Raw genomic sequence first — 26,452 nt, forward strand, 5'->3', positions numbered from 1 at the left:
GCGCAGGACCGGCCGATGACCTCGGGCCTGGCGCGCTAACGGTCGCTTCCGCCCCCCGCCCCCCGCGCCAGCAGCGTGTACAGGTGCGAGCGCGAAATCCCCAGCGCCTGCGCGGCGGGCTTCTTGTTGCCGCCATGTTCGGCGATGGCCTTGAGTGCGGCTTCGTAGGCCAGTTCCCGCAGGGCGGAGGGGCGGGAGGCAGGGGGACTCGAAACGGGCGCCGGGGTCTCGCCGCGCGGGTCGTCTTCCCACTCGTGTTCGGCATAGCTTCTCGCCAGCGGGTGCGGCGCTGCATCGGTGGCCAAGGCCGCTGACGCCGCCGCGCTCTCGTCGCCGCGGGCGAAGTCGGCCACGCGCAGGCGGCCGCCGTCGCAGAACACCAGCGCTTCTTCGATCTTCTGACGTAACTGGCGGATGTTGCCCGGCCACGGCCGTTCGGCCAGGTGGCGGGGGACCGCGCCGTCGATGGTGGGCACCGGCACGTTGTTGCGCGCGCAGAACGCTTGCACGAAGTGCTGCAGCAGCGCGGGGATGTCCTCGCGGCGCTGGCGCAGCGCCGGGATGCGCAGTACCACGCCGCTGAGGCGGTAGTACAGGTCCAGGCGAAAGCGCCCGGCGTCGATCAGCGCCTGGATATCACGGTTGGTCGCCGCCACCAGCCGGAAGTCGATGCGGCGCGCCTGGCGGCTGCCGATGCGCTCGACCAGGTGGTCCTCCAGCACGCGCAGCAGCTTGACCTGCATCTCCATCGGAATGTCCGCCACCTCGTCGAGAAACAGCGTGCCGCCGGCCGCCTGCTCGAGCTTGCCGGCCTGGCCCTGGCGGCGGCTGCCGGTAAACGCGCCGGGGGCATGGCCGAACAGTTCGGATTCGATCAGCGTGGCCGGCAACGCGGCCAGGTTCAGGCTGACCAGCGGCTTGCCGTCCCGTGTTTCGCCGCCATCGCGCTGGCTCGCCTCGTGGATCGCGCGTGCGACGAGCTCCTTGCCGGTGCCGCTCTCGCCGAGGATCAGCACCGGCACGTCGAGCCGCGCAACCGTCTCGATCTCGCGCCGCAGCCGCTGCATCGGCGCGCTGTCGCCGATCAGCCGGCCGGGGCCGCCGCGCAGGTCGTCCAGCGCCCGCCGGTAGTGCGCGACCTGCGAGCGCAATTCGCTGACTTCCTTGTGCATCCGCGCGATCGCCTCGGGCTCCTTGAACAGGACCTGGCCGATCGCGCCGACCACTTCGCCGTGCTGCACGATCGGAATCCGGTTGACCACGCGCGTGACGCCGTTCATGCGCTGCAGCTGGCCGATCTCCGCCTTGCCGCTGGCCGCGACCTGCGGCAGCCGCGAGTTCGGAATCACGCGCTCGGCCGGCTGGCCGATGCCCTCGCCGGTGCGCAGCCCCAGAAAGCGCTCGTGCACCGGGCTGATATAGCGCATGCGGCCGTCGCGGTCCGCCACGGTAATCGCCTGGTACGGGTTGGTGATGAAGTGTTCGAGGATGGCGCCGGCAAACGGCACGGCGCCGAGGAAATCGAACAGCGCTGTGGCGGCGCCGGGCCGGTGCAGCAGCACCAGCGTCGTGGTGCCGTCGTCCAGCGCCAGTGCGATATGACGCGTGGCTTCGGCGCCGGGCGTCGTCACCTCGAACAGGTGGGGGCGAATGCCGCCGTCCTCGCGGGCGGGTGCGCCGGGGGCCGGACTATCGGCCGCCGTGATCTCGGCGGCGGCCAGCTCTGCCAACGCCGCTGCCGCGGCGCGGGCGAGCGCGTCGTCGCTGGCGATCCCGGTTGCCGCCAGCACCTGCCCGTCGCGGTCGATGACCAGCGCGCCGAGGGCGTCCGGGGCGTCAGGCGCGTTCGGGGCGTTCGGGGCGTTCGAGGCGTTTTCAGCGATCGCCGATGTCTCCGCATGTGTCTTCGATGACGACAAAGCCTGTCTCCGATGCGGACACTGCCGTGTCCTGATGTGTCGTTATGGCGGACACCCTAACAGCCGCGGACTTCGCGCGCAAGGTTTTCCTCAAGCCAATCAACGGCTTGCAGCAGGCACGCGAGCTGGCACGGTTGCTGCGCTGGGTCTCCCCAACAGCAAACCAGCAACAGGAGACAACGCGTGTCGTGGCAACCCGAAATCGATGAACTGGCCTACCGCCGCCAGCTGGCGGCCCAACTGGGCGGGCCGGAAAAGGTCCAGCGGCACAAGGACGCCGGCAAGCTGACGGTGCGCGAGCGCATCGATGCGCTGGCCGACCCGGGCTCCTTCCATGAGGTCGGCAGCCTGACCGGCAGCGGCCAGTACGACAGCAATGGACGGCTGGTCGGCTTCACGCCGGCCAATCTGGTGATGGGGCGGGCGCGCGTCGACGGCCGCCCCGTGGTGCTGGTCGGCGACGACTTCACCGTGCGCGGCGGCGCCAACGACGGCGCGGTCGGCGACAAGCTCGTTCACGCCGAGAAGATGGCGCGCGACCTGCGGCTGCCGATGGTGCGGCTGGTCGACGGCACTGGCGGCGGCGGCTCGGTGCGCAATATCGAGACCAAGGGCCATACGCTGATCCCGACCATGAAGGTGTGGCAGCACGTGGTCGAGAACATGTCGCTGGTACCGGTGGTGTCGCTGGCGCTGGGATCGGTGGCCGGCATGGGCGCGGCGCGCGTCGCGGCCAGCCACTACTCGCTGATGGTCAAGGAGACCTCGCAGCTGTTCAACGCCGGCCCGCCGGTGGTGGCGCGCATCGGCCAGCATCTGACCAAGAACGAGCTGGGCGGCAGCCATATCCACACGCGCAACGGCGTGGTCGACGACGAGGTCGCCAGCGAAGAGGAAGCCTTTGCGCGCGCCCGCCAGTTCCTGTCGTATCTGCCGACCTCGGTGTTCGAGCTGCCGCCGCGCGCCGAGCCGACCGACGATCCGGCGCGCCGCGACGACTGGCTGCTGTCGGCGATCCCGCGCGACGGCCGCGCGGTCTACAAGATCCGCCCGATCGTGCAGACGCTGGTCGACTCGGGCTCCTTCTTCGAGATCGGCCGGCATTGGGGCCGGGCCATCGTCACCGGCCTGGCGCGCGTCGACGGCTGGCCGGTCGCGGTGGTGGCCAGCGATCCGTACTACTACGGCGGCGGCTGGGACAGCGCGACCGCGGAGAAATTCACGCGCTTCGTCGACATGGCCGAGGCCTTCCATCTGCCGGTGATCAACCTGGTCGACATCGCCGGCTTCCAGATCGGCCTGGAGGCCGAGAAGGCGGGAACCATGCGCTACGGCGTGCGCGCGCTGTCGGCCGTCTACCAGGCCACGGTGCCCTGGTGCTCGGTGATCCTGCGGCGCGCCTACGGCGTCGCGGCTGCCGCGCACCAGCATATGGGCCGCTTCAACTTCCGCTATGCCTGGCCGTCGGGCAACTGGGGTTCGCTGCCGATCGAGGGCGGGCTCGAGGTCGCCTACAAGGCCGAGATCGAGGGCGCCGACGATCCGGTGCAGAAGCGCGCCGAGATCGAGCAGCGGGTGCGCAGCCTGACCTCGCCGTTCCGCAGCGCGGAGGCCTTCGTCATCGAGGACATCATCGATCCGCGCGATACGCGGGCGCTGCTGTGCGAGTTCGCCAACCTGGCCGCGCCGCTGCGCGAAGCGGGCGTGCGCAAGTTCGGCATCCGGCCATGAGGCACGGCTGCCGCGCGGGAGCGGCAAGGACGGCGGCAACCGCAACGCCGACGACAGCGCCGACGACAGAGCCGACGACAACCACAACGACAACAACGACAACCAACATCAAGGAGACCACCATGATTCGAAACCACCGCCCCCTGCGGCGCGCCACGCTGGCGCTGGCCGCCCTTGGCGCCCTTTCCGCCGTCGCGGCCATCGCGCCCGGCACCGCCGCCGCGCAGGAAAACTGGCCGAGCAAGCCGGTCACCATCATCGTGCCGTTTCCGGCCGGCGGCATGACCGACCTGCTGGCGCGCCGCATCGCCAAGGACATGGCCGTCGACCTGAAGCAGCCGGTCGTGGTCGAGAACCGCGCCGGCGCCAGCGGGCAGATCGGCACCGAGATGGTCGCGCGCGCCAAGCCCGACGGCTACACGCTGCTGGTCTCCGCGACGCACCACGTGATCAACCCCGCGGTGCGCGGCTCGCTGCCGTATGACGCGGCGAAGGACTTCACGCCGATCGCGCTGCTGGCCACCACGCCCAACGTGCTGGTCGTCAACAACAACATCCCGGTTTCGACGCTGCCCGAATTCCTCGCCTATGCGAAGAAGCAGAAGGAGGGGCTGTCGTTCGGCTCGTCGAGCATCGGCGGCGCGACCCACATGTCGGGCGAGCTGCTGAAGCTGATGACCAAGGCGCCGATGGTCCATATCCCCTACAAGGGCGCCACGCCCGCGATGGCGGACCTGCTGGGCGGCCAGATCCCGGCGCTGTTCCACGATGCGATGACGATGGCGCCGTACGTCAAGGACGGCAAGGTCAAGGCGATCGGCATGACCTCCGCCAAGCGCAGCGATGCGCTGCCGAATGTGCCGACCATCGCCGAGCAGGGCGTGGCCGGCTACGAGGCCACCACCTGGATCGGCTTCTATGGCCCCGCGAACCTGCCCAAGCCGATCGTCGACCGGCTCAACCGCGAGGCGGTCAAGAGCATGAACGCGCCGGACTCGAAGGCGAGCCTCGCGCAGTCGGCCACCACGCCGGGCACGATGTCGGCCGAGCAGTTCGGCGGCTTCGTGCAGGCAGAACTCGCCAAGTGGAAGCGCGTGGCCAGCGAAGCCAAGGTCAAGGTGGAATGACGCGATGACTGATCTTCATGCCAATCCGGCGGCGCCGGCCGACGACGGCAGCGCGCTGCTGTCGCTGCTGTCGCCGCGCTCTGTCGCCGTGCTCGGCGCCTCCGACAACACGGTCAAGGCCGGCGGCCGGCCGATCGACTATATGCGCCGGCACGGCTTTGCCGGCGCGATCTATCCGGTCAATCCGAATCGCGCAACGATCCAGGGCCTGCCCGCCTATCCGTCGCTCGACGCCTTGCCGGCCGCGCCCGATCTGGTCGTGATCAGCGTGCCGGGCGCCGAGGTCGAGCAGGCGATCGAGCGATGCCTCGCGATCGGCGCGCGCGGCGCGGTGATCTATTCCTCGGGCTTCGCCGAACTGGGCGAGGCCGGCGCGGCGCAGCAGCGGCGGCTGGTCGAGCGCGCGCGTGCCGGCGGCCTGCGGCTGTTCGGTCCGAACACGCAGGGCCTCGCCAACTTCGCCAGCGGCGCGATCGCGCATTTTTCGACGATGATCAACGAGGAGGCGGGCCAGGACGGTCCGGTCGCCATCGTCAGCCAGAGCGGCGCGGGCTCGGCGATCGTCTATGGCGGGATGCGCCGCAGGGGCATCGGCGTGCGCTATATGGTCGCCACCGGCAACGAGGCCGACGTCAGCGCCGCCGAGGTCGTGCGCGCGGTGCTGCATGACGAGCAGGTGCGCGTGGTGCTGCTGTATATCGAGTCGCTGCGCGATCCGCAGGTGCTGGCGCAGGCCGCGCGGCTGGCGCACGAGCGCGACGTGCCGATCCTCGCGGTCAAGGCGGGCCGCACGCGCGCCGGCCAGTTGACGGCCAGCTCGCACACCGGCGCACTGGCCGGCGAGGACGCGCTGGCCGATGCCTTCCTGCGCCGGCATGGCATCGTCCGCGTGGCCGACTTCCGCGAGCTGGCCGAGTATTGCCAGGTCTTCGTCGGCGGCCAGCGCCCGCGCGGCGATGGCGTGGTGGCGATCAGCAATTCGGGGGCGACCTGCGTGCTGGCGGCCGATGCCGCCGAGGACGAAGGGCTGCGCCTGGTCGAGTTCGACGCGGCCGGCACCGAGGCACTGCGCGCCGTGCTGCCCAGCTACGTCAGCGCGCGCAATCCGATCGACATGACCACCGCGCTGCTGGGCCAGCCGCAGATCTTCGGCCGCACGCTCGACGCGTTGGCCGAGCGCGGCGCCGCCGACATGATCCACGTCGGCTTTCCGATCGGCGGCGAGGGCTACGACTTCGACGACTTCTCCGCGCAGACCGGGCGCTTTGCCGCGGCCAGCGGCGTGCCGGTGGTGGTCAGCGCCAATCAGGAGTGGGTCGCGCAGGCCTTCCGCCGGCATGGCGTGCCGGTGTTTGACAGCGAGCGCGCGGCCATGCGCGCGTTGGGGCTGCTGTCGCGCCATGTGCAGGCGCGTGCCGCGGTGCTGGCGGCGCCGGGGGCGGTACCGGCATCAGTGGCATCAGCGGCATCACCGGCATCAGCGGCATCACCGGCATCAGCGGCGCCAGCGGTATCGGCAGCATCACCGGCAGTGCCGGCTTCGTCGAGCGGTGCCGCTACGTTCGCCACCACCACGCTCGACGAAGTACAAAGCCTTTCACAACTGGCCGCGGCCGGGTTGCCGGCGGTCGCCCATCGCCTGTGCCGCGACCGCGAGCAGGTGCGGCGCGCCGTCGCGGAGCTGGGTTTGCCGGTGGTCGCCAAGGGCGTGTCGGCGTCGATCACGCATAAGTCCGAATACGGGCTGGTGCGCCTGGGCCTCGACAGCGAGGAGCGCGCGCTGGCCGCCTTCGACGAGCTCGATGCCAGTTTGGCCAAGCTGGCCGCCGAGCGGGGCGTCGAGCATGGCGGCGTGCTGATCGCGCGTCAGCACAAGGGGGCGTTCGAACTCGCGGTCGGCGCGCATCGCGATCCAGTCTACGGGCCGGTCGTGATGATCGGTCAGGGCGGCGTGCTGGTCGAGGCGCTGGACGACGTGCAGTTCCTGCCCGCGCCGTTCTCCGCCGCGCAGGCGCGCGACGCCATCGCCCGCCTGCATATCGCCCGCGCGTTCGGCGCGGTGCGCGGCATGCCGGCCGTCGATGTCGAGCGGCTCGCGGCGATGCTGGTGACGCTGGGCGACTGGTTCGCCGGCAGCGGGGCCGGACGTGAGGCCGGACTTGAAGCCGGACTTGAAGCCGGACATGAAGCCGGACTTGAAGCCGATTCGGTCGATGCCAATCCGGTGATCGTGCCGCGCGGCGACGCCGCCCCGGTGATCGTCGACGCCGTGGTCGTGCGGCGTGTTGCCGATGGCGAGGTGCCGCGATGACGCCCAAATTGCAGATCCGTCCGCTGCGCCGCGTGCTGGTCGCGAACCGCGGCGCGGTAGCCGCGCGCATCCTGCGCGCGCTGAACGCGCAGGGCATCGAGTCGATCGCGGTCTATTCGGACGCCGATGCCGAAGCGCCCTACCTGCAGCAGGCCACGGTGCGCGTGCGGCTGGGCGAGGCGCCGCCGCTGCAGAGCTATCTGAACCAGGACGCGCTGCTGCGGATCGCGCGCGAGCATGGCGCCGACGGCGTGCATCCGGGCTACGGCTTCCTGTCGGAGAACGCCGGCTTCGCCGAGCGCGTCGAGGCGGCGGGCCTGTGTTTCATCGGTCCGTCGTCGCGCTGGATCCGCCGGCTCGGCCACAAGACCGAGGCGCGCGCGCTGATGGCGACCCACGGCATGCCGATGACGCCGAGCAGCGCCGTGCTGTCCGACGATCCGGACGTGGTCGCCAGGGCCGCCGCGCGCATCGGCTATCCGGTGCTGATCAAGCCGGCCGGCGGCGGCGGTGGCATCGGCATGCTGCCGGCGCGCGACGAGAGCGAACTGGCCGCGGCATGGCAGCGCGCGCGCTCGGTCGCGCAGCGCAGCTTCGGCCAGGCCGAGCTGTATCTGGAGAAGTTGATCGAGCGCCCGCGCCATATCGAGTTCCAGGTGCTGGCCGACCGCTATGGCGGCGTGCGCGTGCTCGGCGAGCGCGACTGCTCGGTGCAGCGGCGCCACCAGAAGGTCATCGAGGAGGCGCGCGCGCCCAACGTGCCGGCCGACGAGATCGACGCGATGGCAAGGCGCCTGGCCACGCTGCTGGCGGCGCTCGGCTACGACGTGATCGGCACCGTCGAGATGCTGTACACGCCGGCGACCGGCTTCGTCTTTCTCGAGCTCAATACGCGCCTGCAGGTCGAGCATGCGGTCACCGAGCAGGTCACCGGCATCGACATCGTCGCGGCGCAGTTGCGGCTGGCGCGCGGCGAGCCGATCGAGGCGGTGCTGCCGGCGCCGCTCCGGCTGCGCGGCCATGCGATCGAGGCGCGGGTCTATGCCGAGGACCCGGTGCGCTTCCTGCCGTCGCCCGGGCCGCTGACGGTGTATCGGCCGCCGGTGGGCGAGGGCGTGCGCGTCGAGACCGGCTATGCCCAGGGCGGCCGTGTCACCTCCTACTACGACCCGATGCTGGCCAAGGTGATCGCCACCGGCGCCGATCGCGCGCAGGCCATTTCGCGGTTGCGCGCGGCGCTGGACGCCTTCGCCATCGAGGGCGTCAAGACCAATATTCCCTTTATCCAGCGGGTGCTCGCCGACGACGATTTCATCGCCGGACGCATCGATACCGGCCTCGCGCAGCGCGTGCTGGCCGGCGAAGCCATGGCAGAAACAAGGGCACCCGGCGCGGCGTCGGCGCCCGCCTCCACCCTGACAACCTGATCCCCGGAGTTCCCCATGAAGCAAATCGAAGCGGCCGTCGCCGGCCATGTCTGCGCCGTCGACGTGCAAGTTGGCGCTACCATTGCGGCCGGCGATGCCGTGATGACCATCGAGTCGATGAAGATGGAAATCCCGCTCGAGTCCGAGCAGGCCGGCGTCGTCAAGGCCATCCTGGTGCAACCCGGCGATGCGGTCGCCGAGGGCCAGGTCGTGATCGAACTCGAGTAAGGAAGTGGTTTTGGAAAGCAGCGCGCAAATCGTCCCGCAAATCGTTCCCGTTTCGCCGGGCACGGCCGAAAAGCCCTATTTCGGCATCGACGTCCCGCTGATGCGGCATCTGGGCCTGCAGCCCGTCCATATCGAGGACGGGCTGTGCCGGACGCGGCTGCCGGCGCATCCGGCCCTGGTCAACAGCCGTGGCGACGTGCATGGCGGCACGCTGATGGCGGTGCTGGACTTCACGCTCAGCGGCGCGGCGCGCTCGCACGCGCCGCTGGAGACCGGCGTGATCACGATCGACATGTCGACCCACTTCCTGGCCGCCGCGCGCGGCGAGTTGACCTTCGAGGCGCGCTGCATGCGGCGCGGCGCGCGGATCGCGTTCTGCGACGGCGAGGTCAAGGACGCGGCCGGCAACGTGGTGTGCGTGGCGCGGGCAGCGTTCAAGCTGGTGCCGCTGGCGGCCGGGGGGAACTGACGGGGCGATCAGCCGCGTCGGCTGTCGAGGCGCCCTTGCCCTCTTCCGCAAGCGGGGGAGGGCAAGGGGAAAGGGCCAGGGGAGAGCGCAATGCAGCGCCCGGCAATACTCTCATCACCCCAATACCCGCGGCGCGAAGCCGTGGTTCAGCGGGCCGTTGCCGGCCCCTAGCCGCAGGTCCGCGCCAGCCGCGATGGCTTCGGCGACGAAATCCAGCGCGGTGCCGACCGCCTGCTCCAGCGCGTCGCCGCGCGCCAGCTGCGAGGCGATCGCGGCGGCCAGCGTGCAGCCGGTGCCGTGCAGGTTGCGGGTAGCGATGCGCGGATGGCTGAACACGCGCACGCTGCCGTCGGCGCTCATCAGCAGGTCGTCCAGGCTGCCTTGCTCGCCCCCTTGCTCGCCGTTTTCCGCCAGATGCCCGCCCTTGAGCAGCACCGCCTGGCACCCCAGTTCGATCAGCTCCCGCGCGGCGCGCTCCATGTCGGCGCGGCGCGTGACCGGCCGGCCCAGCAGATAGGAGGCCTCGGGCAGGTTGGGCGTGACCAGCAGCGCGCGCGGGAACAGCAGCCGCACCATCGCCTGCGCGGTGGCGTCGTCCGACAGCGTGGCGCCCGAGGTGGCGACCATCACCGGATCGACCACCAGCTTGCGCAGGCCGTGGCGATCGACCGCCGCGGCGACCGCCTCGACGATCGCCGCCGTGCCCAGCATGCCGGTCTTGGCGGCGTCGATACCGATATCGGTGGCCACCGCGTCGATCTGCGCCGCCACCATCTCCGCCGGAATCGCATGCACGCCGGTCACGCCGAGCGTGTTCTGCGCCGTGATCGCGGTGATCGCGCTCATGCCGTAGCAGCCGAGCGCGGCGAAGGTCTTCAGGTCGGCCTGGATGCCGGCGCCGCCGCCGGAGTCGGAGCCGGCGATGGTCAGGGTACGCGGGGGAAAGGCGGTCATAGCGAGTCGAAAGGCGAGGTCCGGGAGGGCCGGCGGCGGGTTGCCGAGCGGGTCCGGACCGGCCGAAAAGAATTCGGAGAGCGGCACACCGTCGCCGCGCAGGGCAGGTACAATACCGCCACTCCGAGGAGCGTTGCAACGGACGGCGCGCGGGTCCAACCCCGCATTCTGCCATCCGCCAGGCTCGGAATGTCTTCAACGGCGCTCGCTGAACCGTGGTTCGCACGGTGGCGAGTCGACCTATCCGCACGCTGCACCCAGTCCCTGGGCCCGCAGCCGTCCCGGACCCGTCCCCTCTTTCGTCACCGGCGTCCCACTCTTCGACGGAGTGAAACATGAACGCTGTGACCGATCTGAAGAACGATTTCCTGGTGGCCGACATCGGCCTGGCCGGCTGGGGCCGCAAGGAAATCGCCATCGCCGAAACCGAAATGCCCGGCCTGATGGCCATCCGCGAGGAATTCGCCGCCAGCCAGCCGCTCAAGGGCGCCCGCATCGCCGGCTCCCTGCACATGACGATCCAGACCGCGGTGCTGATCGAGACGCTGAAGGCGCTCGGCGCCGACGTGCGCTGGGCCTCGTGCAACATTTATTCGACGCAGGACCACGCCGCCGCCGCGATCGCCGCCTCGGGCACGCCGGTGTTCGCCTTCAAGGGCGAATCGCTGAAGGAATACTGGGACTTCACCCACCGCATCTTCGACTGGGCCGACGGCGGCACGCCGAACATGATCCTGGACGATGGCGGCGATGCCACGCTGCTGCTGCACCTGGGCGCACGCGCCGAGCGCGATCCGTCGGTGATCGCCAAGCCGGGCAGCGAGGAAGAGACCTACCTGTTCGCCGCGATCAAGGAAAAGCTGGCGCAGGATCCGGGCTGGTACAGCCGCAACCTGGAAGCGATCCGCGGCGTCACCGAGGAAACCACCACCGGCGTGCACCGCCTGTACCAGATGGCCCAGAAGGGCGAGCTGCGCTTCCCGGCGATCAACGTCAACGACTCGGTCACCAAGAGCAAGTTCGACAACCTGTACGGCTGCCGCGAATCGCTGGTGGACGGCATCAAGCGCGCCACCGACGTGATGATCGCGGGCAAGGTCGCGGTGGTGTGCGGCTACGGCGACGTCGGCAAGGGCAGCGCCCAGGCGCTGCGCGCGCTGTCGGCGCAGGTGTGGGTCACCGAGGTCGACCCGATCTGCGCGCTGCAGGCCGCGATGGAAGGCTACCGCGTGGTGACGATGGAATACGCCGCCGACAAGGCCGACATCTTCGTGACCTGCACCGGCAACTACCATGTGATCACCCACGACCACATGGTCAAGATGAAGGACCAGGCGATCGTCTGCAATATCGGCCACTTCGACAACGAGATCGACATCGCCTCGCTGGAGAAGTACCAGTGGGACGAGATCAAGCCGCAGGTCGACCACGTCATCTTCCCCGACGGCAAGAAGCTGATCATCCTGGCCAAGGGCCGACTGGTGAATCTGGGCTGCGCGACCGGCCACCCGTCGTACGTGATGAGCAGCTCGTTCGCCAACCAGACGCTGGCGCAGATCGAGCTGTGGCAGGAGCGCGATAGCGGCAAGTACCCGGTCGGCGTCTACACGCTGCCCAAGCACCTGGACGAGAAGGTCGCGCGCCTGCAGTTGAAGAAGCTGAACGCGCAGCTGACCGAGCTGACCGACCAGCAGGCCGCGTATATCGGCGTGCCGAAGGAAGGCCCGTACAAGGCGGATCACTACCGTTATTGACGTGGTTTTCTCCCTCTCCCGCACGCGGGAGAGGGTTGGGGAGCGGGCAGCGGCGCCAGGCATCGGCAAGACAGCGAACATGACGACCGCCGCCCGGGCCATCTCCCCCGGCCCCTCTCCCGCCAGCGGGAGCGGGAGCAAACCAACCGACAAGGAGTTGCCATGAGATTGCTGGCGGTATGGATCATCAACGCCCTGACGCTGTTCGCGATCAGCGCGGTGGTCGACGGCATCGAAGTGCGGGGCTTCGGCTCGGCGATGATCGCGGCGGCGGTGCTGGCCATCATCAATACGCTGATCCGGCCGATCCTGGTGCTGCTGACGCTGCCGGTCACGCTGCTGACGCTGGGCCTGTTCATCTTCGTGATCAACGCGCTGCTGTTCCTGTTCGTCGGCAATCTGCTGTCGGGCTTCACCGTGTCGGGCTTCTGGACCGCGCTGCTCGGTTCGCTGCTGTACAGCGTGATCTCGACCCTGCTGGCCGGCCTGCTGCTGCGCGATCGCGAAGTGGCCTGACGCCGGGCACTCCCCTTCCCAGCGCCGCCTCGGCGGCGGCGCCACCATCATGCAAGACCGCTACTACAGCTTCGAGTTTTTCCCGCCCAAGACGCCCGAGGGCCGGGAAAAGCTGCGCAATACCCGCGCACAGCTGGCCCCGCTGGGGCCCAAATACATCTCGGTGACCTTCGGCGCCGGCGGCACCACGCAGCAGGGCACGCTCGACGCCGTGCTGGAGATCCAGCGCGACGGCATCGACGCCGCGCCGCACCTGTCCTGTGTCGGCTCCACGCGCGAGGGCATCCGCGAGATCCTGCGCACCTACCGCGACAACGGCATCCGCCATATCGTCGCGCTGCGCGGCGACATGCCGTCCGGCATGGGCGAGATCGGCGAATTCCGCTACGCCAACGAGCTGGTCGAGTTCATCCGCGCCGAGACCGGCGACTGGTTCCAGATCGAGGTGGCCGCCTATCCGGAGTACCACCCGCAGGCGCGCTCGCCGCGGCACGATCTCGAGAACTTCGTGCGCAAGGTCAAGGCCGGCGCCGATTCGGCGATCACCCAGTACTTCTTCAACGCCGACGCGTACTTCCGCTTCGTCGACGACGTGCGCGCGATGGGCGTGGACGTGCCGATCGTGCCCGGCATCATGCCGATCACCAACTACTCGCAGCTGATGCGCTTCTCCGAGATGTGCGGCGCCGAGGTGCCGCGCTGGGTCGCCAAGCGGCTGGAGAGCTTTGGCGACGATCGCGAGGCGATCCGCGCCTTCGGACTGGACGTGGTCACCGCGCTGTGCGAGCGGCTGCTGGCTGGCGGCGTGCCGGGGCTGCATTTCTACACGCTGAACGCGGCCGGCGCCACCAAGGCGATCTGGCAGCGGCTGAAGCTGTAAGGCGCGGCGCCGCGACGGCGGCCATGCGGTGCAGGGCGCCGATGGCATACTGTGCCGCATGGTTACCGCCACGTTCCGCTTCTACGAGGAGCTGAACGATTTCCTTCCCCCGGCGATGCGCGGACGGGACTGGTCCTGTCCGTGCGCCCGCGCGGCCACGGTCAAGCACATGATCGAGGCGCTCGGGGTGCCGCACACCGAGGTCGAGCTGATCCTGGTCAATGGCCAGTCGTGCGGCTTCGACCGCGTGCTCGCCGACGGCGACCGGGTCTCGGTCTACCCGACCTTCGAGGCGCTCGACGTCACGCCGCTGCTGCGGGTACGGCCCGCGCCGCTGCGGGTCACCCGCTTCGTCGCCGACGCCCATCTGGGCGGGCTGGCCGCGCTGCTGCGGCTGACCGGCTACGACACCCTCTACGACAACCACTTCGACGACCGCGAGATCGAGGCCATCGCCGCGCGCGAGGGCCGCATCGTGCTGACGCGCGACCGCGAGCTGCTCAAGCGCGGCAGCATCACGCATGGCTGCTACGTGCGCGCGCTCAAGCCCCAGGCGCAGCTGCGCGAGATCTTCGCGCGGCTGGACCTGCGCCGGCAGGCGCGGCCGTTTTCGCTGTGCCTGAGCTGCAATGTGCCGCTGCGCGCCGCGTCGAGCGACGAGGTGGCCGGGCGCGTGCCGCCCGCCGTGCTGGAGCGGCACGAGCGCTTCTCGACTTGCGAGGCCTGCCGGCGGGTGTTCTGGGAAGGCTCGCACTGGCGCCGGATGCGGGCGCTGGTCGATTCGCTGATGCTGCCGGAGGGCACGGCGTCCGCGCCCGCGGATGGCTGACGAGGCCGACCGGCCATGCTGTCGTTGCCGCGAAAGCGGGCATCCAGCGTCTTCAAAGGCCACTGGCCCACCGCATTCGCGGGGACGACGCCAAGGTGGGCAGGCAGGGACCCTAGAAGCGCCCGGCCTCGGTCACCATCCAGTCCATCGGGATGTCATGCGCGGCCGGCGCCAGCGCGATCCGGCAGCTTTCGTAGCCGATGCCGATCGCGACCGGCCTGGCCGGCAGCGCGGCCAGCGTGCGGTCGTAGAAGCCGCCGCCGTAGCCCAGGCGGAACTTCTCCGGGCTGAAACCGACACAGGGAATCAGCAGCGCGTCGGGCGTCACCGCCGGCGTGCCGTCGGGCACCGGGATGCCGTAGCGGCCTTCGCGCATCGGCGTGTCGGGCGTCCAGCGATGGAAGTCCAGCGGCACGCCCGGGCGGCTGACCGCCGGCAGCGCGGCGTCGCGCCCCGGTGCGCCCGCCAGCCAGCGCGCCACCAGGGCGCGCGCGTCGAACTCCTGCTGGATCGGCCAGTAGAACCCCAGGCAACGCACCGGCAGCCAGTCGAGCAGCGCGGCCAGCTCGGCCTCGATGCGCGCGTCCAGCTGCTCGCGCTGCGGCAGGCTGGCGCGACGCTGCAGCAGCGCGGCGCGCAGCGCCCGGCGCTCCGCGGCGGGATCGGCCGCCGGATCGCCGGACGGCGACGACGGTGGCGGGGACGTTGGCGAGGGATCGAGCGGACCGGTCGGTGCGTTGGCCATGAGCGTAAGAAATACGGGCCGAAGCGGGGCGTTAGTCCAGCGTCGGCCGGTGAGAAGTGCGTGTGATAATGTCCGCGGACTATTGGTTTTCAAGCGGTTCGGCAGCCACATGGAGGGCCGGCCGGGCCGCCACAACAAGGAAAGACAGGATGCGCAAGGGAGTATATCGGCAGCGTGCGGGGCAGTTCGCATTGACCGCGATCGCCACCGCATTGAGCTGGACGCTGCTGGCAACGCCGGCCGCCGCGCAGAAGCGCACGGTATCGTCGAACGGGCAGGGCGCCGCGTCGGCGATGATCCCGAGCAATCCGGACGACGCCTTCCGCGCGCTGCGCGAGGCCGCCCGCAAGAACGACGTGGCGCGCGCCTATGCGATCTCGGCCACGCTGGTCGACTACCCGGTGCCGTCGTACGTCGAATACTTCCGCATCAAGCCGCAGCTGTTCGACGCCAGCGGCCTGGCGCGCATCGACGCGCCGGACGACGAGGTGCGCGCGTTCCTGCAGCGCTACCAGGGCGAGGCGATCGCCGACCGCATGCGCAACGACTGGCTTCTGGTGCTCGGCAAGCGGCGCGACTGGGCCAACTTCGACGCGCAGTATCCGCAGTTCGTGCTGAAGGACGATACCCAGGTCGAGTGCTATGCGCTGCTGTCGCGCGCGCTCAAGGGGCAGAACGTCGCCGTCGAGGCGCGCGCGCTGCTGACCGAGCCGAAGAACTATGGCGAGGGCTGCGTCGACCTGATCGGCTATCTGTACCAGAGCCGCCAGATCACCCGCGCGGACGTCGCCTTCCAGGCCCGCACGGCGCTGGAGCAGAACTACACCACGCTGGCCGGGCGCATCGCCGCCACCGTGCCGGACGGCGCCGTCGACGGCGATACGCTGGCCACGGTGGTCAAGATGGCGCGCAACGATCCGGCCCAGGCCGCCGTCTACCTGACCGCCAGCTCCGGCAGCTTGTCGCGCGACGAGCAGGGCGCGGGCTGGGGCGTGGTCGGCCAGTTCGCCGCCAAGAAGCTGCTGCCCGACGCGGCCGGCTACTTCCGCCGCCAGGTCGAGCTGGGCGGCAACCAGTGGCTGTCGACCGAGACGCAGGAATGGCGCGTGCGCGCGGCGCTGCGCCAGGGTGACTGGAAGCTGGTGCGCCTGGCGATCGAATCGATGCGCCCCGAATTGCGCACCAAGGATCCGGCCTGGACCTACTGGCTGGGCCGGTCGCTGGCCGAAGCGGGCCGCAACGACGAGGCCCGCCAGCAGTACCAGGCCATCGCCAGCGGCTTCCATTTCTACGGCCAGCTGGCCAGCGAGGAGCTGGGCCAGCGCATCACGCTGCCGCCGCGTACCCAGGTCAGCGATGCCGAGGCCATGGCGATGCGCACGCGCCCCGGCTTCCAGCGCGCCAAGGCGTTCTACGACATGGACCTGCGCTTCGAGGGCAACCGCGAGTGGAACTGGGAACTGCGCGGCATGAGCGACCGCGAGCTGCTGGCCGCGGCCGAGTACGCGCGCCGCATCTCGCTGCTGGACCGCACCGTCAACACCGCCGACCGCACGCAGGCGCAGCACGACTTCTCGCTGCGCTTCCTGATGCCGTTCCGCGACATCATGCAGCGCGCCACCGACGAGGCCGGCCTGGACATGGCCTGGGCCTACGGCATCATCCGGCAGGAGTCGCGCTTCATCATGAACGCGCGCTCGTCCGCCGGCGCGCACGGCCTGATGCAGGTGATGCCCGCCACCGCCAAGTACGTCGCCCGCAAGATCGGCATGACGGACTTCACGCCGTCGATGATGAGCGATCCGAACGTCAACATCCTGCTCGGCACCAGCTACATGAGCATGGTGCTGACCGACCTGGACAGCTCGCAGACGCTGGCCTCGGCGGCCTACAACGCCGGCCCGGGCCGGCCCAAGAGCTGGCGCACCAGCCTGTCGCGGCCGGTCGAGGGCGCGATCTTCGCCGAGACCATTCCGTTCACGGAGACGCGAACCTACGTCAAGAATGTGCTCTCCAACGCCACGTACTATGCTGCATTGATGCACGGACATCCGCAGTCGCTGAAGGCGCGGCTGGGCACCGTGGTGCCGTCGCAGGTGACCACCACCAGCCTGCCCTGATGGTGCGCTGAAGGCGCGCTCGCGCGATGTCCGCCGCTGTGTCCGGCCTGAACCGAAAGCAGGTCGAACGCAGCGCGAACGCTGGGTCGAAACCCGCCGCGGCAGCCGTGCCGCGGCCACCGTGCCACGGAGGACATCATGCTGACGAGCAATGTACTGGTGATCGGCGGTTCCGGCTTTATCGGCAGTCATCTGGTCGCGCGCCTGTCGGGCGTGGCCAACCACAGCAACGCGCCGCTCGAGCACGCGACGGTGGTGATCCCGCCGATGGACCCCGAGCGGATCGTGGTGGCAACCCGCAACGAGGACAATGCGCGCGATCTGCTGGCCCTGCCGCGGGTAGAGATCGTGGTGCTCGATGTCACCGACGAGGCGGCGCTCGACAGCGCGATCGGTTCGCTGGGCATCGAGGGCATCGTCGTCAATCTGGTCGGCGTGCTGCACGGCGGGCGCGGCGATCCTTACGGGCCCGGGTTTGCTGCGGCCCATGTCGAGCTGCCGCGCCGGCTGATCGACTCGATGCGGCGCACCGGCGTTCGCCGGCTGCTGCATATGAGCGCGCTCGGCGCCGACAGCGCTGGCCCGTCGATGTATCTGCGCAGCAAGGGCGACGGCGAGCGCGCGGTGCGCGAGAGCGGGCTCGACTGGACGGTCTTCCGCCCCTCGGTGGTGTTCGGCCCCGACGACCATTTCCTCAATCTGTTCGCCAGCATGCAGCGGCTCGCGCCGGTGGTGCCGCTGGCCTGCGCGCAGGCGCGCTTCCAGCCGGTCTACGTGCAGGACGTCGCGCAGGCGATGGTCAATGCGATGGCGACCCCGGCCACCATTGGCCGCTGCTACGAGCTGGGCGGCCCGCAGGTCTATACGCTGGAGGAACTGGTGCGCTTCGCCGGCGAGGCGTCGGGCCATCCGCGGCCGGTGCTGGCGCTGCCCGATGCGCTGGCGCGCCTGCAGGCGGCCGTGCTGGAACACATGCCGGGCGGCCCGGTGATGTCGCGCGACAACCTCGATTCGATGCGTCTGGACAATGTGCTGAGCGGCCCCATGGCGCCGGAGCTGGGCGTACATCCGACCAGCCTGGAGGCGGTGATGACCGAGGCGCTGTCGGGCGGCCGGGAGACCCGGCTGGAGGCGCTGCGCTCGAGCGTGCATCGGCGGTGAGGAACACGTTGGCGCGCCGCCTATGTGACCCGGATTGACACCGCTTGCGAGTCCAATTCGTTTGGTCCGGTCCGGAGCCGCTGGCTACAATGTTCGGCCTGAAGCGCAGAGTGGCGCGCCGAGCCGTCTCCCCGGCATGCCATCCACCGTGCGCGCCTCGCTCTCTCCCTCTCGAAGGACTCGCAAATGAAGCTCGTCATCGGCAACAAGAACTATTCCTCCTGGTCGTTGCGTCCCTGGCTGCTGATGTCGCATGCCGGCATTCCGTTCGAGGAAGTGCCGGTGCGCCTGTTTACGCCGGGCTTCGCCGAGGAGATCGGCCGCTATGCGCCGGCCAACAAGGTGCCGGCGCTGATCGACGGCGATATCGTGGTGTGGGACTCGCTGGCGGTGGTCGAATACCTGGCCGAGCGCTTCCCCGACAGGCAGCTGTGGCCGCAGGATCCGGCCGCGCGCGCGTTCGCGCGTTCGATCTGCGCCGAGATGCATGCGGGCTTCGGCAATCTGCGCAGCCAGATGCCGATGAACCTGAGCGCGATGCTGCCCGGCATGGGCTGGAACGTCGCGGTGCAGCGCGATATCGACCGCATCGTGCAGCTGTGGCAGCAGGCGCGCGAGCGCTTCGGCCAGGCCGGCCCCTTCCTGTTCGGCGCGTTCTCGATCGCCGATGCCTACTATGCGCCGGTGGTGTGCCGCTTCGCGACCTACGGCGTCCATCTGCCGGAACCGGCCAAGGCCTACGCGGACCTGGTGCTGGAACTGCCGGCGCTGCAGCGCTGGATCGCCGCCGCCCGTGAGGAGCGCGATTTCCTCGCGCCGGACGAACCGTATCGCGTCGCGCCGGATCGCGACGACGCGGTCGTAGTCCATCACTGAAGGCACGGCACCAACGAAGGACGCTTGATGCAGATCTATGCCGTGGGCGGCGCCATCCGCGACCAGCTGCTGGGCACGCCCAGCCAGGACCGCGACTATGTGGTCGTCGGCGCGACCCCGGCGCAGATGGAGGCGGCCGGCTTCAAGCCGGTCGGCAAGGACTTCCCGGTCTTCCTGCATCCGCGCACGCGCGAGGAATACGCGCTCGCGCGCACCGAACGCAAGACCGCCGCCGGCTACAAGGGCTTTGCCTTCTATTGCTCGCCCGACGTCACGCTGGAGGACGACCTGATCCGGCGCGACCTGACCATCAATGCGATGGCCCAGGAGGTCGACGAGCACGGCGAACTGGTCGGCCCGGTGATCGATCCGCACGGCGGCCAGCGCGATCTGGCCGCCCGGGTGTTCCGCCACGTGTCGCCCGCCTTTGCCGAGGACCCGGTGCGCATCCTGCGGCTGGCGCGCTTCGCGGCGCGCCTGCCCGAGTTCACCGTCGCGCCGGAGACGCTGGCGCTGATGCGGTCGATGGTGGACAGCGGCGAGGTCGATGCGCTGGTGGCCGAGCGGGTCTGGCAGGAACTGGCGCGCGGGCTGATGGAGGCGCGCCCGTCGCGGATGTTCGAGGTCCTGCGCGAGTGCGGCGCGCTGGCGCGGCTGATGCCGGAACTGGACCGGCTGTGGGGCGTGCCGCAGCGCGCCGAGTATCACCCCGAGGTCGATACCGGCGTCCACGTGATGATGGTCATCGATACCGCCGCCGCGATGCAGGCGCCGCTGACCGTGCGCTTCGCCGCGCTGGTCCATGACCTGGGCAAGGGCACCACGCCCGCGGACGTGCTGCCGCGCCATATCGGCCACGAGCAGCGCAGCGTGGCGCTGCTCGAAGCGGTCTGCAAGCGGCTGCGCGTGCCGACCGATTGCCGCGACCTCGCCGTGCTGGTCGCGCGCGAGCACGGCAATATCCATCGATCCGGCGAATTCGGTGCCGCGGCGGTGACGCGGCTGCTGGAGCGCTGCGACGCGCTGCGCAAGCCCGAGCGCTTCGCCGAGGCCCTGCAGGCCTGCGAGGCCGACGCGCGCGGCCGGCTCGGCTTCGAGCAGCGCGACTATCCGCAACCGGCGCGCCTGCTGGCCGCTCGCGAGGCCGCCGCCGGCGTCGATGCCGGCGCCATCGCGCGCGAATGCGCGGGGCAGGTCGAGCTGATCCGCGAGCGCGTGCACCAGGCACGCGTCGCCGCGGTGGCAGGCGTGCTGGGGCAAGCCGGGGCCTGACGCGCTGCCGGCCGGGGCCTGACGCGCGGCCCACACAAAGCCACAGGCGGCCCTGCAGGCGCGGCCGTGGCAGCAAGCTGCCGCTGCAAATCGAAAGAGAGCGTCCGGCGAGGCCAACACAATGGCGCCTCGCTCGAATGCGGGGTCCCTTGGCCCGCCGTCTGGCATTCGAGCCGATCGTCGCCGACGCCTGCCCTCCGAGTGCATCGTCCCTTCATCATGGCGGACCCCCACCGGGCACGGCAGCCACGCGTCGGCGTTGTCCTCTCCGAGGTCATACGCCATGCCAGATCCCATCGCTCCGTATTTCCCCGCCTGTCCGATGCCTTCGGCATCGAACGAATCCGGCGCCCAGGCAACCGCCGATGTCCATGCCGATGCCAATGTCGGTCTCCCTGCCAACTCCCATGCCGACGCCGATGCCGGGCCCGATGCGCAGACCAGCACCGGCTGGCATCGCCTGCCCGCGGAACTCGTCGCCCATGTCGGCAGCTTCCTGCCATGGCAGGCGCTCGAGGCGCTGCGCCTGACCCACAAGCGCACGCATCAGGCGCTGGCATCGTGCACCGTGACGGCCCGCGTCGGCTGGCGCATCGCCTGCGTGTCGAGCCTGTCGACGCTCAGGTACACCGTGCGAGCGCTGCGCGACCCGCTGCTGTCCGATGCCAACCGAGCGAACGCGCTGTGTGCGCTGGCCGAACGCCTGCCGAGGCTGGATGGCGGCATGGTCGCGGCCGCACGCGATGTCCTGCTCGAAGGCATTGCGCGGCTGCCTGCCCCGCTGCGGGCGCGGCCCGTGGTCGGCGTCATGCAGGGCCTGGCTCGTTGCGAGGAACTGGTTTGCCATCCACGCGGCGCCTTGCCGCTGTTGCTGGCGGTGGAGCACCTGCCGCCCGCGCAGCGCGCCGAGCCGCTGATCGCATGCCTGCGTATCGCCTCGCTGACGCAGGACGCGATGCCGGATGTCGACGAGTGGATCGATGAGGCGCTGCAGCTGCCCATGCCCGACCGCGGTGCCGTGCTGGCGCAGATACTGCGGCGTTTTCCGTTCGTCCGCGCAACGCGCGCCGACGAGCGCGTGCAGCAGTTCCTGCAGGCCCGTGCTCGACTGCAGACGCCCGACGGCGAGCCCTCATGGAGCGAGCAGGCTGCCGTGCTGGCCGGCCTCGCGGATACGCTCGACGTTCAGTGGGAAGCGGGTTATGTCCGGGACGAGCCGGCGGCGCATCGACTGTGGTGCGATCTGCTGGAGGCCGCGCGGGCCTTGCCCGCCGGTCCCGCGCTCGACGTGATGGTCGCCCTTGCCGGACCCGGGTCGCAGCGGCTCAGCGACAGCGCCGCGCAGCGCTGGCCCCTGCTGTGGAACGCGGGCCAGCGTTTCGCCGCCGATCCGGCGCAGTGGGCGCGCTGGCTCGGCGCACTGGCCGCCCATCACGGATGGGCGGAGCCACCGGATGCCTGGGACCGCCTGTTCGACGCGGCAGCAACGCTGCCGCCGGACGGGCAAGGCCCGGTGCTCGCCATGCTGGCGCGCGGCGTCGCGGTGCCGGTCGAGGCGGCCGACCGCGAGGCCCGCTGGCACGCGCTCCACGAGCGGATCGTCGCGGTACCGGCGGCGTCGCGGGCCGGGCCGCTGGCGGAACTGGCCGATGCCTTGCTGACCGACGAGGCGGACATGGAGGACCCTCGCTGGCAGCGCCTGCTCGACGCACTGCGCCCGCTGCCGGCGGCGTCGCAGGTCAAGGTATTGCTCGCGTGCATCGAAATCGGCAACGTGGAGCGGTTCTGGGCGCCGTGCCACCGGATCATCATGACGCGCCTGCCGATGGAAGAGCGGGCCGGGGTACTGACCCAACTGGCCGACTGGATTGCCCAACTCGCGCCGCATGCGCAGCGGGCCCCGGCGTGGTGGGACATCGCCCGGTCGGTGCCGGCCCTGCCGCCCGCGCAGCGGCATGCGCCGTGGCAGATGTTGTTGCGGCGTGTGCATCGGGTGTTCGAGTTCGACCCGGAAGGGCATCGACGCGCGTGGGACACGCTCGCCGAATTGCTGGCCGGACAGCCGCCCGTTGCCCGCCAGCAATGCCTGCTCGGTGCGACCTGGAATGCCGACGCCGGACGGTGCGAATGGGTCCTGATGCAAGTACGCGATCTGCCCGCCGCGCTGCGGGCCGAGGTGCTGGCCCGGCTGGCGCGTTGCGCCGGCGCGCAGGGCCCCATGGCCTGGCATGCCAGCGAACGCGTGACGGCATGGATGGAACTGGTGCGCGCGGTACGGGAATTGCCGACGCACTATCGCGGCGCGCCGCTGCCATCGCTGGCGCGCTTGCTGGGCGAGCTGCCCCACGGCATCCGCCTGGCGGCCCGCTCGCACTTCGTCGCGCTGCTGCGCGGCGTGGCGCCCGACGACATACCGGCCGGGTTCCAGCCGATCGCTCCCTTTGCGGAATCCGCGCTGGTGCGCCGTGTATTGAAGCGGCCGCGGTATCCGGTGGCGATGCGGGCCATCGCGCCGAAGCGCGAGCGGATCGACGAGACCTGGCCCTGAGCCGTTTCACGGAGGCACCATGCTTCGGCAAATCGATGCTGGCTTCATGACGCACCAGGCGTTCGCGCCGACCGCGGCTCCTGGGCAAACCGGGCCGACGGGGCAACGCGAGCCGGGCGGGCCGGGCAGGCAGACGCGCGCCACATGGCACGAACTGACAACCGATCTGTTGCGGCATGTCGCCGGCCATCTGGACCATCGCCCCCTTTGCGGGATGGCGCAGACCGACCGGCGCACGCGAGTAGCACTCGCGTCCATGATCCAGTCGGCAAGGATCGACTGGTGCATCGGCCGCGTGTCCAATCTGTCGACCTTGCAGGCTGCGCTGCGGGAAATCGATCAAGGCGTCATTGCGCCGAACCTCCGCGCCGGCCATATGGCCGCACTGGCCGAACGCCTGGCGTCGATGCACCCGTTCGTGGGCGCGAGGGCGTGCGGTCCGATGATCGAGGCGGTCGCGACGCTGCCGGCCGACCTGCGCCAGCGCCCGCTGTGCGCATTGCTGTCGTGCTGCGGCAAGCTGGCGCACCTGGCCACGCGCCAACGCATCGCCGACCACGTGGAGATGACGCGGCACCTGCGCTCGCTGCAGGCATCGCTGTTGCAGCTGGTATGCGGACTGCCGCCGCCGCAGCAGTCCACGGCGCTGCTGGCCCTTTGCACCGAATTTCCCCGCTTGACGCAGGAGGCGGCCGCCGCGTTGCCGGCATGCCTGCAGCGCGCCATGGCGGTGCCGGGCGCGCAGGTTGCACCGTTGATCACGGCGATGTGTTGGGCGGTACGTTCGCTCGGCAGGGCCCCGGTCGAGCTGCTGGCCACCGTGCAATCGGCCTACCCGGCATTGGCGCAGCAGGAAGGCGCGGCCGCCATGGCACAGCGCACTGCCGTGCTGTGTGCGCTGGCGGACGCAGCGGGGCCGGCGTGGCTGCATGCCGACGACATCGACTTGTCGGCCCAGCTGCGGCAGTGGGTATGGGAGGCGCTGCGGGATCTGCCTGGCGAGAGCCGGCTTCAGGTGCTGAGCCGGGTCGCCGCGTGGAGCCATGCCGGATCGTCGCGCGAGCAGGTGCTGGAATGCAGCAACCGCCTGTGGACCGAAGGGCAGCACGCGTGTACCGATGCGGCGGCGCGGGCCCATTGGCTCGCGATCGTCTGCAAGGCGGCGCCCGGCGTCTGTGTGGCGCCGCGTCTGTGGGGCGACCTGTGGGCGGAGGCGGGCAGGCTGGCACCGCCGAGATGCGCGGTCCTGATCGCGTCGCATGCTTCCTCGCTCGGCCTGCTGCCCCATGAGGCCAGGCGCGACGCCTGGTCCGGGCTGTTCGGGCATGCCGTCGACGCGCTGCCGATCGACCATCGCGCGGGGCCGCTGCAGGCACTGGCCGCCGCGCTGGCGGAATTGAGCGGACCCTATCCCGATGCGCGCTGGAACGCGATGACCGACGCCGCCGCACAGTTGCCGCCGGCAGGACGCGCACCGCTGCTGTACGCGTTCTGCGCCGCCTTTCCGGACCAGTGCGAGCGCCACTGGGAGGGTTATCTGGACCTGCTGGCGCAGTTGCCGCCCGCTGCCTTGAACCGCGAGCTGCAACGGGCCTGCGATCAGCTGCGTCGGCTATCGCCGGCGATGGCGGCGCGCGCGGTGCCGCGCCTGGCCGCCTTGCTGCCACGCCTTTCCGCCGATCACCGCGAGCAACCCTGGCTGGCGCTTTGGCGGCTGACCGGGGTGATCCTCGGCCCGGCGGAGCGGGCACCGGCATGGGCGGCCTTGCTGCGGACGATTGCCCCGCAGCCGCCGGCCCTTGAGCAGCGGTGGCTGGTGGCAGCCGCGGCGATCGACCACGCCGATGCTTGCCTGCTGTTGCTCGAGCGCGCCGCCGGCCTGCCGGCCGCTCGGCGCGCCAGCGTGCTGTCGGAACTGGCGCGTGGCTCCGTGGCGGGGCGCCCGCGAGAGACGTGGCCGGGAATATGGCAGGCGCTGGTGGAGGCGGTGCGGCGCTTGCCGCCGGCGTATCGCGGTTCGCCGCTGCACGCGCTCAGGGAATTGCAGATCGCGTTGTCGGAAGCGGATGGCGGGCCGTGGCCCGAGGGGCTGAGGGCGCTGACGGCGCTGACTACGCTGTACGACGGGGTGCCGCCGATGGACCTGCCGCCGGCACCCGGCGCACCGTCATAGCAGCCGGCCGACCAGCAGCGCGATCAGCGACAGCAGCACGGTCGACGCGAACGGCAGCACCCATTCGCGGCCGAACAGCCGGAAACGCACGTCGCCCGGCAGGCGGCCCAGTCCGATCTTTTGCAGCCACGGCAGCGCGGACGACAGGATGATCACGGAGAGGAAGATGGTCAGTGTCCAGCGCAGCATGGGGGCGTTCCGTGGCTACAGGGTGTGGCTGCGGTCGCCCGCGGCAAAGCCGATCGGCACGCTGTCGCCCAGGCCGCGCGTCAGCGCGATGGCCTTGAACAACTCGCCCATTTCGGCTTCGGACAGCAGCTTCTGCACCGCGTTGGCGGCCGGCAGGAAGCTGCGCGCATCGTTGGGGTCCAGCGACATCAGCAGTTCGGTGATGCCGGCATTCATCAGCAGGCGCGCCTGCGAGGCGAAGCCCGCAACCTCCAGGCCCGCGTCCACCGCCGCCTGCGCGATGCCGCTGAAGTTGACGTGGGCCGTGATGTCCTGCAGCCCCGGATAGAGGAACGGATCGGGGTGGGCGTGATGGCGGTAGTGGCACATCAGCGTGCCGCCGGTGCGCTGCGGATGGTAGTACTCGCTGGCCGGAAAGCCGTAGTCGATCAGCAGCGCCGCGCCGCGCGACAGCATTGCGCCGAGCGAGCGGACGAAGCCCTCGGCCTCGGCATGGGTCTCGGTGACGATGTCGTGGTCGCCCGGAATCGCGGCGACGGCGGCGGGCACGTCGGCCGCGCCAAGCGGCCGGTCGGCGAAGCGGAAGCGCGCAACGTTGCCATGCTCGCCGCCATCGCTGCACGCGACCCCGCGCTCATGCCAGACACCGCCAACCCGCGCGTAGAGCCGTACCGGCATCGCGTCGAGGACCTCGTTGCCGATCGCCACGCCCTCGAAGCGCGCGGGCAGGGCGTCGAGCCACTGCACCCGGGCGGCCAGATGCGGGGCGCGCCCGGCCAGCGTGGCCTGCTGGCGGGCGCGCAGCTCGCCGGACAGTTCGACGATCCAGTAGCGCGAGGGCAGCCGGCCCTCGGTTTCGAGCGCCAGCAGCAGATCCGCCGCCAGCCGGCCCGTGCCGGCGCCGAATTCCATCACCTCGTCCAGGCCCTGCTCGAGCCATTGCGCCAGCTGGCGCGCCAGCGTACGGGCGAAGAACGGCGTCAGTTCGGGGGCGGTGATGAAGTCGCTGCCGTCGCGCACGTCGCGGCCGAACTTGGCCGCGCCGCCGCTGTAGTACCCGAGCCCGGGCGTGTAGAGCGCCATCGCCATGTAGCGGTCGAAGCCGAGCCAGCCTTGCGCGGCGTCGATCGCCTCGCCGATGCGCGCGGCCAATGCCGTGGAGGCATCGAGCGCGTCCGCGGAGGGAAGGGGTAAACTACCGGTTTTCTGCATCCCGCGATTGT

General features: G+C 70.4%; 21 protein-coding genes and 1 riboswitch. Of the genes, 16 read left to right on the top strand and 5 right to left on the bottom strand.

The features are described from left to right. Positions 1-35 precede the first annotated feature (35 nt). Positions 36-1,814, bottom strand: a complete 1,779-nt coding sequence (locus KZ686_RS04735) for a sigma-54 interaction domain-containing protein (RefSeq protein ID WP_407648533.1) — start codon at positions 1,812-1,814, stop codon at positions 36-38. 288 nt (positions 1,815-2,102) lie between these two features. Between KZ686_RS04735 and KZ686_RS04740 the strand changes: the two genes are divergently transcribed. From KZ686_RS04740 to KZ686_RS04765, 6 genes are all read left to right on the top strand, one after another. Then, complete coding sequence (locus tag KZ686_RS04740; protein WP_265633114.1) at positions 2,103-3,650, top strand: acyl-CoA carboxylase subunit beta; 1,548 nt, start codon at positions 2,103-2,105, stop codon at positions 3,648-3,650. A gap of 122 nt (positions 3,651-3,772) precedes the next feature. Beyond that, positions 3,773-4,777 carry a tripartite tricarboxylate transporter substrate binding protein gene (locus KZ686_RS04745; protein WP_265633115.1) on the top strand — a complete coding sequence of 335 codons (1,005 nt, stop codon included), beginning with the start codon at positions 3,773-3,775 and terminating at the stop codon, positions 4,775-4,777. Positions 4,778-4,781: 4 nt separating this feature from the next. Further along, a complete protein-coding gene (locus KZ686_RS04750; protein WP_265633116.1) occupies positions 4,782-7,088 on the top strand; it encodes an acetate--CoA ligase family protein in 2,307 nt (768 codons plus the stop codon). Further along, the gene (locus KZ686_RS04755; protein WP_265633117.1) at positions 7,085-8,515 is read left to right on the top strand and encodes an acetyl-CoA carboxylase biotin carboxylase subunit; all 1,431 of its coding nucleotides are present in this window, start codon (positions 7,085-7,087) and stop codon (positions 8,513-8,515) included. Before KZ686_RS04750 ends, KZ686_RS04755 begins: the two co-directional genes overlap by 4 nt. A gap of 15 nt (positions 8,516-8,530) precedes the next feature. Then, complete coding sequence (locus KZ686_RS04760) at positions 8,531-8,743, top strand: acetyl-CoA carboxylase biotin carboxyl carrier protein subunit (protein ID WP_006580124.1); 213 nt, start codon at positions 8,531-8,533, stop codon at positions 8,741-8,743. 28 nt (positions 8,744-8,771) lie between these two features. Beyond that, positions 8,772-9,212: a PaaI family thioesterase gene (locus tag KZ686_RS04765; RefSeq protein WP_370639562.1), complete on the top strand. Its 441-nt coding sequence runs from the start codon at positions 8,772-8,774 to the stop codon at positions 9,210-9,212. A 114-nt stretch (positions 9,213-9,326) separates the two neighbouring features. Here the strand turns inward: KZ686_RS04765 and thiD are convergent, their stop codons facing one another. Then, entirely contained in the window at positions 9,327-10,166 is an 840-nt protein-coding gene (thiD, locus tag KZ686_RS04770; protein ID WP_265633118.1) for a bifunctional hydroxymethylpyrimidine kinase/phosphomethylpyrimidine kinase, read from the bottom strand. A gap of 119 nt (positions 10,167-10,285) precedes the next feature. Next, positions 10,286-10,380, top strand: a riboswitch (S-adenosyl-L-homocysteine riboswitch). A gap of 121 nt (positions 10,381-10,501) precedes the next feature. On the opposite strand from thiD, the gene ahcY reads away from it, so the two are divergent. The 4 genes from ahcY (at position 10,502) to KZ686_RS04790 (ending at position 14,145) form a co-directional block, all read left to right on the top strand. After that, positions 10,502-11,920, top strand: a complete 1,419-nt coding sequence (ahcY, locus tag KZ686_RS04775; RefSeq protein ID WP_149317229.1) for an adenosylhomocysteinase — start codon at positions 10,502-10,504, stop codon at positions 11,918-11,920. Between the two features lie 162 nt (positions 11,921-12,082). Next, positions 12,083-12,436 carry a phage holin family protein gene (locus KZ686_RS04780; protein WP_150082763.1) on the top strand — a complete coding sequence of 118 codons (354 nt, stop codon included), beginning with the start codon at positions 12,083-12,085 and terminating at the stop codon, positions 12,434-12,436. Positions 12,437-12,485: 49 nt separating this feature from the next. Further along, positions 12,486-13,316: a methylenetetrahydrofolate reductase [NAD(P)H] gene (gene metF, locus KZ686_RS04785; RefSeq protein ID WP_149317227.1), complete on the top strand. Its 831-nt coding sequence runs from the start codon at positions 12,486-12,488 to the stop codon at positions 13,314-13,316. 58 nt (positions 13,317-13,374) lie between these two features. Continuing rightward, the gene (locus KZ686_RS04790; protein ID WP_149317226.1) at positions 13,375-14,145 is read left to right on the top strand and encodes a Mut7-C RNAse domain-containing protein; all 771 of its coding nucleotides are present in this window, start codon (positions 13,375-13,377) and stop codon (positions 14,143-14,145) included. A 112-nt stretch (positions 14,146-14,257) separates the two neighbouring features. On the opposite strand, the gene KZ686_RS04795 is transcribed toward KZ686_RS04790, so the two are convergent. Further along, a complete protein-coding gene (locus KZ686_RS04795; RefSeq protein WP_265633120.1) occupies positions 14,258-14,890 on the bottom strand; it encodes a 5-formyltetrahydrofolate cyclo-ligase in 633 nt (210 codons plus the stop codon). 149 nt (positions 14,891-15,039) lie between these two features. Here KZ686_RS04795 and KZ686_RS04800 point away from each other — a divergent pair, with 149 nt between their 5' ends. The 6 genes from KZ686_RS04800 to KZ686_RS04825 all read left to right on the top strand — a co-directional run bounded on the left by KZ686_RS04800 (position 15,040) and on the right by KZ686_RS04825 (position 25,040). After that, positions 15,040-17,010 carry a lytic transglycosylase domain-containing protein gene (locus KZ686_RS04800; protein WP_265633121.1) on the top strand — a complete coding sequence of 657 codons (1,971 nt, stop codon included), beginning with the start codon at positions 15,040-15,042 and terminating at the stop codon, positions 17,008-17,010. 138 nt (positions 17,011-17,148) lie between these two features. Next, positions 17,149-18,171 carry a complex I NDUFA9 subunit family protein gene (locus KZ686_RS04805; RefSeq protein WP_150082767.1) on the top strand — a complete coding sequence of 341 codons (1,023 nt, stop codon included), beginning with the start codon at positions 17,149-17,151 and terminating at the stop codon, positions 18,169-18,171. A 186-nt stretch (positions 18,172-18,357) separates the two neighbouring features. After that, positions 18,358-19,047 carry a glutathione S-transferase family protein gene (locus tag KZ686_RS04810; RefSeq protein ID WP_265633122.1) on the top strand — a complete coding sequence of 230 codons (690 nt, stop codon included), beginning with the start codon at positions 18,358-18,360 and terminating at the stop codon, positions 19,045-19,047. A gap of 27 nt (positions 19,048-19,074) precedes the next feature. Continuing rightward, complete coding sequence (locus KZ686_RS04815; RefSeq protein WP_265633123.1) at positions 19,075-20,319, top strand: multifunctional CCA addition/repair protein; 1,245 nt, start codon at positions 19,075-19,077, stop codon at positions 20,317-20,319. Positions 20,320-20,602: 283 nt separating this feature from the next. After that, positions 20,603-22,867 (top strand): hypothetical protein, encoded by a 2,265-nt coding sequence (locus tag KZ686_RS04820; protein WP_265633124.1) that lies wholly within the window; start codon positions 20,603-20,605, stop codon positions 22,865-22,867. A 256-nt stretch (positions 22,868-23,123) separates the two neighbouring features. Continuing rightward, on the top strand, positions 23,124-25,040 hold the full coding sequence (locus KZ686_RS04825; protein ID WP_265633125.1) for a hypothetical protein: 1,917 nt from the start codon (positions 23,124-23,126) through the stop codon (positions 25,038-25,040). Here KZ686_RS04825 and KZ686_RS04830 read toward each other — a convergent pair. Together KZ686_RS04830 and KZ686_RS04835 are read right to left on the bottom strand one after the other, a co-directional pair. Continuing rightward, on the bottom strand, positions 25,035-25,229 hold the full coding sequence (locus KZ686_RS04830) for a DUF2905 domain-containing protein (protein WP_053820940.1): 195 nt from the start codon (positions 25,227-25,229) through the stop codon (positions 25,035-25,037). The genes KZ686_RS04825 and KZ686_RS04830 overlap by 6 nt on opposite strands. Before the next feature lie 15 nt (positions 25,230-25,244). Continuing rightward, on the bottom strand, positions 25,245-26,441 hold the full coding sequence (locus KZ686_RS04835) for a class I SAM-dependent methyltransferase (protein WP_265633126.1): 1,197 nt from the start codon (positions 26,439-26,441) through the stop codon (positions 25,245-25,247). Between the last annotated feature and the right edge of the window lie 11 nt (positions 26,442-26,452).

It is taken from the genome of Cupriavidus cauae (assembly GCF_026210475.1).
Lineage (GTDB): Bacteria > Pseudomonadota > Gammaproteobacteria > Burkholderiales > Burkholderiaceae > Cupriavidus > Cupriavidus cauae.

What these genes read in the sequence shown, in the direction of transcription:
- KZ686_RS04745 (WP_265633115.1), top strand. Translation starts at nt 3,773, where the DNA reads ATGATTCGAAACCACCGCCCCCTGCGGCGCGCCACGCTGGCGCTGGCC.
- KZ686_RS04750 (WP_265633116.1), top strand. Translation starts at nt 4,782, where the DNA reads ATGACTGATCTTCATGCCAATCCGGCGGCGCCGGCCGACGACGGCAGC.
- KZ686_RS04755 (WP_265633117.1), top strand. Translation starts at nt 7,085, where the DNA reads ATGACGCCCAAATTGCAGATCCGTCCGCTGCGCCGCGTGCTGGTCGCG.
- KZ686_RS04760 (WP_006580124.1), top strand. Translation starts at nt 8,531, where the DNA reads ATGAAGCAAATCGAAGCGGCCGTCGCCGGCCATGTCTGCGCCGTCGAC.
- thiD (WP_265633118.1), bottom strand. Translation starts at nt 10,166, where the DNA reads ATGACCGCCTTTCCCCCGCGTACCCTGACCATCGCCGGCTCCGACTCC.
- ahcY (WP_149317229.1), top strand. Translation starts at nt 10,502, where the DNA reads ATGAACGCTGTGACCGATCTGAAGAACGATTTCCTGGTGGCCGACATC.
- KZ686_RS04780 (WP_150082763.1), top strand. Translation starts at nt 12,083, where the DNA reads ATGAGATTGCTGGCGGTATGGATCATCAACGCCCTGACGCTGTTCGCG.
- metF (WP_149317227.1), top strand. Translation starts at nt 12,486, where the DNA reads ATGCAAGACCGCTACTACAGCTTCGAGTTTTTCCCGCCCAAGACGCCC.
- KZ686_RS04790 (WP_149317226.1), top strand. Translation starts at nt 13,375, where the DNA reads ATGGTTACCGCCACGTTCCGCTTCTACGAGGAGCTGAACGATTTCCTT.
- KZ686_RS04795 (WP_265633120.1), bottom strand. Translation starts at nt 14,890, where the DNA reads ATGGCCAACGCACCGACCGGTCCGCTCGATCCCTCGCCAACGTCCCCG.
- KZ686_RS04800 (WP_265633121.1), top strand. Translation starts at nt 15,040, where the DNA reads ATGCGCAAGGGAGTATATCGGCAGCGTGCGGGGCAGTTCGCATTGACC.
- KZ686_RS04805 (WP_150082767.1), top strand. Translation starts at nt 17,149, where the DNA reads ATGCTGACGAGCAATGTACTGGTGATCGGCGGTTCCGGCTTTATCGGC.
- KZ686_RS04810 (WP_265633122.1), top strand. Translation starts at nt 18,358, where the DNA reads ATGAAGCTCGTCATCGGCAACAAGAACTATTCCTCCTGGTCGTTGCGT.
- KZ686_RS04815 (WP_265633123.1), top strand. Translation starts at nt 19,075, where the DNA reads ATGCAGATCTATGCCGTGGGCGGCGCCATCCGCGACCAGCTGCTGGGC.
- KZ686_RS04820 (WP_265633124.1), top strand. Translation starts at nt 20,603, where the DNA reads ATGCCAGATCCCATCGCTCCGTATTTCCCCGCCTGTCCGATGCCTTCG.
- KZ686_RS04825 (WP_265633125.1), top strand. Translation starts at nt 23,124, where the DNA reads ATGATCCAGTCGGCAAGGATCGACTGGTGCATCGGCCGCGTGTCCAAT.
- KZ686_RS04830 (WP_053820940.1), bottom strand. Translation starts at nt 25,229, where the DNA reads ATGCTGCGCTGGACACTGACCATCTTCCTCTCCGTGATCATCCTGTCG.
- KZ686_RS04835 (WP_265633126.1), bottom strand. Translation starts at nt 26,441, where the DNA reads ATGCAGAAAACCGGTAGTTTACCCCTTCCCTCCGCGGACGCGCTCGAT.